Source organism: Candidatus Izemoplasma sp. (genome assembly GCF_982632705.1).
Map to the genome: position 1 here is coordinate 1 of NZ_CEXEES010000071.1, position 7,013 is coordinate 7,013.

A 7,013-nucleotide genomic window follows, 5' to 3' on the forward strand; every position below is an offset into this window, starting at 1 on the left:
ATGGTACCTAGGGCCGGAGTCGAACCGGCACGTCATTGCTGACATTGGATTTTAAGTCCAACGCGTCTACCAATTCCGCCACCCAGGCATAAATGGTGACCCGCAGAGGATTCGAACCTCTGACCCTCTGATTAAAAGTCAGATGCTCTACCAACTGAGCTAGCGGGTCTAAAACTTGGTATTCGTTTGTTGAAAAATAATAATGGTGCCGGAATCAGGAATTGAACCCGAGACCTACTGATTACAAGTCAGTTGCTCTACCTGCTGAGCTATTCCGGCAATAAATGGTGGAGAATACTGGGCTCGAACCAGTGACCCCTTGCTTGTAAGGCAAGTGCTCTCCCAACTGAGCTAATCCTCCATATGGTGGAGCCTAGCGGGATCGAACCGCTGACCTCCTGCGTGCAAGGCAGGCGCTCTCCCAGCTGAGCTAAGGCCCCATATGTTTGGGTATATAATGGGTTTAAAATTTTAAAATGGTGGGCCTAAATGGATTTGAACCATCGACCTCACGCTTATCAGGCGTGCGCTCTAACCAACTGAGCTATAGGCCCCAATCTAAAAACAATAGTGCGTTAATTATTCTACTATCTAAACGTAATGTTGTCAACATATTTTAGTTTATTTTTGTAAAGTTTATGAGTTAAATGTTTATATGGCTGGGCTAGAAGGATTCGAACCTTCGATATCGGAGTCAAAGTCCGGTGCCTTAACCACTTGGCCATAGCCCAATAAATGGTGGGAGGGGACGGATTTGAACCGCCGAACCCTAGGGAACAGAGTTACAGTCTGTCGCGTTTAACCACTTCGCTACCCGCCCACGAAAACGTGCAAATATTATTCTATACTAATGAATTGTAAAAAGCAAGTTATTTTTTTACTGGATATTTCACTGCATTTTTAACTAGTTTTTCTTGAATGATTTTTTCAATATCAAACCCTAAATCATACGCCATTGCAATTGAGTAAATTATAACATCTGCCAACTCTTCTTTTACATTCTCTAAATCAGCATGTTCCGGACCCCATTGATAATTTTCTAACAACTCTGCAGCTTCAATTATAATCGATTTTGCAAGGTTCTCAGGTTTATCATTAATTTCCCAACCTCTTTCGTTTCTAAAGTCTATAATACTTTGTACTATCTTATCCATAAAAACCACTCCTAAAGGATATTTTACGCTATAAATGGGAATCTAATTCCCATTTATCTTCTTAATTCTCTTAATCAGTGTAGGTCTATCAATCATTACGACTCTTTCACAACCTAAACACTTTAATTTAACATCTGAACCAACTCTAATTACTTCCCAACGATTCTCTCCACACGGATGTCCCTTTTTAAGAATCAAAACATCTCCTAGTTTTAAGTTAGTCATTTACAATAACCATATGTGGGAATGGTATTTCTATATTATTATTATTTAAATACGTAACGACTGCTTGTTTAATTTCTCTTTGCACAGAATAATGTTCTTGAGGATTTGTTTTCGCAATCATTAAACAGTTAATACTACTATCTGCTAATTCATTCACACCTAAGAAATTAGGAGCTTCAACCATACCTGGGAATTTAGTACCGATCTCTTCAACGAAAGTCGCCATTAATTCTTTTAACTTTCCAAGATCTGTGTCATACGCTACACCAAACTCGATAATTGCTACACTATTATCTTTTGAAAAGTTAATCAGGCTTCTGATATCACCGTTGTTCACAGTTTTAACTTCACCTTTCCAGTTTTTAATAGTTGTAGTTCTTAATCCAAGTGAAATAACATTCCCTTTGAATCCATGAATCTCTACAACATCATTCACATCAAATGAACCTTCAAATATAATAAAGAATCCAGATATAAAATCTTTAACTATTTCTTGAGCTCCAAACCCAATTGCTAATCCGATGACACCCGCAGATGCGATAAACGGAGTAACATCAATGTTTAACTCTCCAAGAATTACTATTCCAATGATAAACCATATAAAATATCTGAAGATACTATTTAACAATTTACCAATTGTTAATGCTCTATCACTTCTTTCATTTAACTTAAATAATTTATACGTTGCTCTTTTAACCAATGCAATAAGGATAATTCCTACAATGATCCATATTAATACAGATGCAACAGTAACAATAACTTCTGATATAACTGAGTTTAGTCCTAAATCAGTTAATATGTCATTCATTTCTGTTTTTAAGCTCATATGTTAACCTCTCAATTTCTTTAAAAGCATCATAATTTTATTTAATTCATCTTCATTTTTGAAATTGAATGAAATATTCTTTTTTGACACTTTAACATTATAATCATTATTAAATATATGTTTGATTTCTGATTTGGTTTTCGTAATCATCTCTTGAGATATTGCTTCCACTTTTTTTGGTTTCATTTCTCTAATCAGATTTTCTAATTCTCTAACGTTTAACTCATTATCTATTACTTTATCAAGAAGTTTTAAACAAACATCCTCATCCTTTATTTTACTTAACGCACGTGCGTGCCCAGGTGTAATGATTCCATTTACAACTGAAGATAATACCTCTTCAGGTAATTGAAGTAACCCTAATGAGTTTGTAATGTATGATCTTGACTTACCAATTTTAGTACCAAGTTCTTCGTGTGTTAACTGGAACTGAACCATTAATTTATTTAAGGCAATTGCTTCTTCAATTGTATTTAAATCTTCTCTTTGAAGATTTTCTAGTATTGCTAATTCTGCTAAGTATATAGAGTTATATTCTCTAATCAGTGTCGGAATAGTCTCTAAACCAGCCATTTTAGCTGCTCTAAGTCTTCTCTCTCCAGCTATTAATACATAGTTTTGTCCAGAAGGTTTTACGATAACAGGTTGCAAGATACCATGTTGCTTAATTGATTCACTTAACTCAAACAATGCGTCTGAATTAAAATCTGCACGAGGTTGCTCTGGGTTTGGTAGTATCGAATCGATATCAACTTCTATTACTTTTTCTTCTGTGCTAATATCTAATTTGTTTTCACTTAGTAACTCAGATAATCCTCTTCCTAATTTACGCTCTTTCATTTATCTCGACCATTTCTCTTGCTAAATTTTGATAGCTTAGAGATCCTTTCGATCTTGGTGAAAACTCTGTAACTGGTAGTCCATAACTAGGAGCAACAGATACTTTTACATTTCTTGGAATAACTGTTTTGAATACTTTTTCTTTGAAATATGTTTTCACTTCGTTTATAACTTCATACCCAATGTTACTTCTAGTATCAAGCATTGTTAATAGAACTCCTTCAATTGTAAGAGTTTTTTTATTATATTTTTGTTTTGTTTGAATCATTCTAATTGTATTCAGTAATTGTGTTAAACCATCTAGTGCTAAAAACTCACATTGTACTGGAATAATAACACTATCAGATGCCATTAGTGCATTAATTGTAACAACTCCTAATGACGGAGGACAATCAATAATTACATAATCATAATCCTTTTTCACTTGCTCTAAAGCGTTAGACAAGATGAAGTCCTTGTTATCATGATCAATTAAAGAACTTTCAATGTTCCCTAGTTCATATCTTGCAGGTATAATGTCAACATTTACACTTTCAACAGATTGAATAATGTCTCTAATATCCGCTTTTTCTTGAAAAATATCTGCGATAGTATACTTTAGATTGGCTCTGTTTATACCCATATAGGTCGTTGCGTTTGCCTGATGATCTACATCAACAAGTAATACTTTTTTCCCTAAGTACGATAAAGAACTAGCTAAGTTAACGCTAGTTGTTGTTTTCCCCACTCCACCTTTTTGGTTTGTTATTGCTAAAATCTTCCCCATAATTTCATCACCTTTACGCCTCTTTCATATATAAAAAAGAGTATTATTTATTTTATCATATTTTTATTCATTTTTATACAAAGCCTCATTAAAAGTTATCCACAGAATCTGTGGATAACCTCTTATAAATATTTCTCGAATATTTCCTGATTGTCTATATAAAAGTTTACTTGTTCGAAAGATATAAATTCTCTAAATTCTTTAGATGTAAACATAATTGTTATCTCATCATGAGTTAACACTCTGTTTATATGTCCAAAACGATCATATTGTGTAATTTCTGTCTTCAAGTATTTATATAGTATTACAAGTGCGAGTATTTTGTCTAGACGGTTTTTAAATAACTTATCAATATTATAAACATATCGTTTCTCTTCATATTCATCTTCGCCCTTAAATAAAGTGGCAAAGTCAAACAATATAGAGACGAGCTCAGTTCTTTTATTTAATATGTATTTTCTTAACTCGCTAGCATATTTTCTGGCTATTGAAGATATATCCTCATCTTTTATAACATCATCAATATCTGCGTCATGTATAAAGAAGTAAAACTCAACGACTTCTGTTATCTCTGTTCCTTCTTCTTCAAAGAATTCATTTACGAAAACAGCTAACTCGTTTACAGCTTGTTGGAAATTCTTGTTCTTATACACTGGACTTGCATCCATTTTATCAATAAATTCAACCAAATGTGAATGACTAAAATCTTGGTAACGTTCTAATGTTTTACTCATTCTAACGTATTCATTGTTAAGTTTTTCATAAATGTTATCTGATATTAAAAATTGTATTAAGAATACAAAGTAGAACCCAATAAATATTACTTGATACGTTAATGATGACACTTCGATTGAAGTGTTGCTAAAGAACCCTACTAGTTCTTCACCATTTGTACTAATGTAAAACAGTCCATATAAGGTTAATACTCCTCCGTATAACAAGTACGTAATCATATCCTGGTAGAAGATAATTACCGTTAATGAAACAAAGAATAATATGTATGTGAATAAGTAATCTGTACCAGTAATGTAATAGTATGTTAAGCCCATTACTGTAATGATACTAAGATGCATTGCTACACGGTTAAAATTCACCAATGATAGCAAGAATGTAACGATTACAGACCCGAAAAATACGATTGGAATAATGATATTTATACTCCATCCAAATTCGTCTACAGTATCCAAAGGAATACTTAGTAATACAAAGACCATTAAGAATAAATTAATGATTAATACTTTAAGTTTTAATACTTCATTAAATGTTAAAAATTCACTATTTCTTATAGTTCTAATCAGAGTCCTCATGTTACCATCCTCCTTTCAAGTAATCATTGACAATAGTATCGAATACTTCACTATTATTTAAATAAACATCAATGACATCTTGATCAACGCGATAGTAAAATTCAGAGTTGTATAACATATCTTTAATCAATGTTTCATCCAATTTCTTAAGATATGGTTTATCAATTTTTAATAATGTATAGAATACAACAAATGAAATTATTTGTGTGTACTTTGAATCACCAATATGTTTAAAAGACTTAAACTGTGATTCAGAGAAGATTTCTTTTTTGGTAACATTGATATCTAACGACTTAGAAGCTTTGATTGATAGTTGTTGCATTTTTTTATGAACATCAAACTGCAGTACTTCTAATTCTTTTAATTCATCTAATGTGTAATCCTTATATTTTTGTGATAACTCAAGAACTGTTTGTGTTCTTAAATCTTTAAGTATTTTAACTTTCCTACCTAATAAATCAGGAACCCCTATTTTTTTAGAGAGGGCTTTGTTAAAGTCTTCAATCGAATTGTAGTAAGCTGATAAATCTTTTTTTGTCTTCGTTTTAACTAAGGCAACTTCTTCCATTAATTCAATGTTTCTTAACTCTGATTCTCTGATACTAGCAAGCTGATTATAGAAGAATGTTTTTCTTTTAATCAGTATGTATGAAGAAAGTGTCAACAACAAAACAAAAATCAGTAAGAACGATTGAACATATTCAATTTGAGGGTTTCCATTTTGTGTAGTTGAAAATATTTGTGGGTGTCTTGATACTAATAGGAACCCAGATATAAATAGTAGTGAACTACTTAATATCATTGCTTTAATGTCTTGGTAAATTGCAACTACTGCATATGTTAAGAACAAAACAGTAAATACACTTGGTGTTAAGAAGTTAAACACAAGTAGATTTGCTGTAACGTATAATCCGATTACCGTAGTATACATCGCTAATTTTAAATTACTGTATAAGTCTTTTTTTAACTGATGGAACCCTGTATTGATTATAATAATAATACCTAGAATTAGAAGTGATGGATATACGAGTGAACCATCTATATTCTGTCCAATGGCAAAATATAAAAGCACACCAGACAACAAAATGATGATGATATTTACTACCAACATTTTTCGTTTGATGTGTCCAATTTCAAGGACTTCTTTATATTGCTCTAACTGTCCATATTTGTACTTGTTCTCTTGTCGTTCCATAGGATCACCTTCTATAATGGATTCGCTTTTATCTGGTTAAATCTTCTTGGATATTTTGGAGATGTTTTAAACTTCTTTTTGATAACAACGATACTTCTATTGTCTTCATCAACTTGATATTCAACTTGTTTACTTATCTCTCCCCCAAGCGTTTTAATAGCTGTTTCACTTGATTGTAACTCCTCTTTAAGCTTTGGACCCTTCATTGCAATAAATGATCCTCCAACCTTTACAAAGGGAATGCATAATTCACTAAGCATATTAAGATTTGCAACAGCTCTAGCTGTAACCAAATCGAAACAATGCTTTCTCTTGTATTCTTCAGCACGTCCATGTATCAGTTCTGCTTCAATATCTAGTTTACTGACAAGTTCCTCTAAAAATGTGATTCTCTTTTTTAGTGCGTCTATAATTGTTATTTTTAGTTCCGGATAAATAATCTTAAGCGGAATAGATGGAAATCCTGCTCCACTAACAACATCCAATAAAGATTCTGTTGTTACATTTGTTGCTTTTATCAAACATAAGCTATCAAAGAAATGCTTTTTATATACATCGTTCTTCTCTGTGATAGCAGTTAAATTCATTTTGCTATTCCACTCTACTAGAGTTTCATAATAAATCTCAAATTGCTGTTTTTGCTTATTGTTGAGTGTTATTCCTAAGTTTGAAACACTCTCTTCGAAGTTATAGTTCATAT

At 32.3% G+C, this 7,013-nt stretch carries 8 protein-coding genes and 8 tRNA genes; all 16 read right to left on the minus strand.

What is annotated here, in order from left to right; all coding sequences use genetic code 11:
• Window position 1: 1 nt before the first annotated feature.
• Window positions 2–88, minus strand: a tRNA-Leu gene (locus AC2LE6_RS07990).
• A 5-nt stretch (window positions 89–93) separates the two neighbouring features.
• Window positions 94–169: transfer RNA gene (locus AC2LE6_RS07995), tRNA-Lys, on the minus strand.
• A 34-nt stretch (window positions 170–203) separates the two neighbouring features.
• Window positions 204–279, minus strand: a tRNA-Thr gene (locus AC2LE6_RS08000).
• A 6-nt stretch (window positions 280–285) separates the two neighbouring features.
• Window positions 286–361, minus strand: a tRNA-Val gene (locus AC2LE6_RS08005).
• A gap of 3 nt (window positions 362–364) precedes the next feature.
• Window positions 365–440: transfer RNA gene (locus tag AC2LE6_RS08010), tRNA-Ala, on the minus strand.
• Between the two features lie 37 nt (window positions 441–477).
• Window positions 478–554: transfer RNA gene (locus AC2LE6_RS08015), tRNA-Ile, on the minus strand.
• A gap of 102 nt (window positions 555–656) precedes the next feature.
• Window positions 657–731, minus strand: a tRNA-Gln gene (locus tag AC2LE6_RS08020).
• 5 nt (window positions 732–736) lie between these two features.
• Window positions 737–820, minus strand: a tRNA-Tyr gene (locus AC2LE6_RS08025).
• Between the two features lie 49 nt (window positions 821–869).
• Window positions 870–1,154, minus strand: a complete 285-nt coding sequence (locus AC2LE6_RS08030; protein ID WP_484478739.1) for a nucleotide pyrophosphohydrolase — start codon at window positions 1,152–1,154, stop codon at window positions 870–872.
• Between the two features lie 42 nt (window positions 1,155–1,196).
• Window positions 1,197–1,379: a DUF951 domain-containing protein gene (locus AC2LE6_RS08035; protein ID WP_484478740.1), complete on the minus strand. Its 183-nt coding sequence runs from the start codon at window positions 1,377–1,379 to the stop codon at window positions 1,197–1,199.
• Entirely contained in the window at window positions 1,372–2,205 is an 834-nt protein-coding gene (locus AC2LE6_RS08040) for a mechanosensitive ion channel family protein (RefSeq protein ID WP_484478741.1), read from the minus strand. The genes AC2LE6_RS08035 and AC2LE6_RS08040 overlap by 8 nt, the downstream gene beginning before the upstream one ends.
• Before the next feature lie 3 nt (window positions 2,206–2,208).
• Window positions 2,209–3,045, minus strand: a complete 837-nt coding sequence (locus AC2LE6_RS08045; RefSeq protein WP_484478742.1) for a ParB/RepB/Spo0J family partition protein — start codon at window positions 3,043–3,045, stop codon at window positions 2,209–2,211.
• Window positions 3,032–3,811 (minus strand): ParA family protein, encoded by a 780-nt coding sequence (locus AC2LE6_RS08050; protein ID WP_484478743.1) that lies wholly within the window; start codon window positions 3,809–3,811, stop codon window positions 3,032–3,034. The genes AC2LE6_RS08045 and AC2LE6_RS08050 overlap by 14 nt, the downstream gene beginning before the upstream one ends.
• 122 nt (window positions 3,812–3,933) lie before the next feature.
• The gene (locus tag AC2LE6_RS08055; RefSeq protein WP_484478744.1) at window positions 3,934–5,118 is read right to left on the minus strand and encodes a hypothetical protein; all 1,185 of its coding nucleotides are present in this window, start codon (window positions 5,116–5,118) and stop codon (window positions 3,934–3,936) included.
• Between the two features lies 1 nt (window position 5,119).
• Window positions 5,120–6,313, minus strand: coding sequence for a hypothetical protein (locus AC2LE6_RS08060; protein ID WP_484478745.1), 1,194 nt, complete (start codon window positions 6,311–6,313; stop codon window positions 5,120–5,122).
• Between the two features lie 11 nt (window positions 6,314–6,324).
• A complete protein-coding gene (gene rsmG / locus AC2LE6_RS08065) occupies window positions 6,325–7,011 on the minus strand; it encodes a 16S rRNA (guanine(527)-N(7))-methyltransferase RsmG (RefSeq protein WP_484478746.1) in 687 nt (228 codons plus the stop codon).
• Between the last annotated feature and the right edge of the window lie 2 nt (window positions 7,012–7,013).